Here is a 510-nt window from a genome sequence, read left to right as displayed (position 1 = left end):
ATCAATAATTCTCTGTTTCAAACGTGGATCACGAACAGGAGCGGCAACTTCGATACGATGATCGATGTTTCGTGTCATCCAATCGGCAGATGAAATGTAGACTTGAGGATCCCCATCATTGTGCGTGATCACTACGCGTGGGTGTTCCAAAAAGCGATCAACGATACTGATGATTCGAATGTTTTCGCTGACGCCTTCAATTCCAGGCACCAACGCGCACATGCCGCGGATGATCATGTTGATCTTTACCCCCGCGTTGCTTGCTGCGTAAAGACGGGTGACGATGCCTTTATCGACGAGGTTGTTGACCTTTATGGTTAATCCGGCCTTTTTGCCCGCCTTTGCATTGGCGATTTCATTGTCAATCAGGCGGTAAATTTGGGTGCGCGAATTACGCGGAGAAACCATCAAGTGATTGAACTTCACTGGGCGATAAGGGTTCTCAATGTATCCAAACACGTTGCGCACTTCATTGGTGATTTCTTGGTCTGCGGTGAGCAGCGAAAAGTC

General features: G+C 48.0%; 1 pseudogene. It reads right to left on the bottom strand.

The annotated features are described in order from the left end of the window. A pseudogene (locus R7Q46_RS30505) lies at positions 1-510 on the bottom strand (RNA degradosome polyphosphate kinase); the annotation flags it as partial.

Source organism: Vibrio sp. 811, assembly GCF_033339195.1.
The sequence above is the reverse complement of the archived record's forward strand: the minus strand, read 5'-3'. Positions and strand labels throughout refer to the sequence as shown.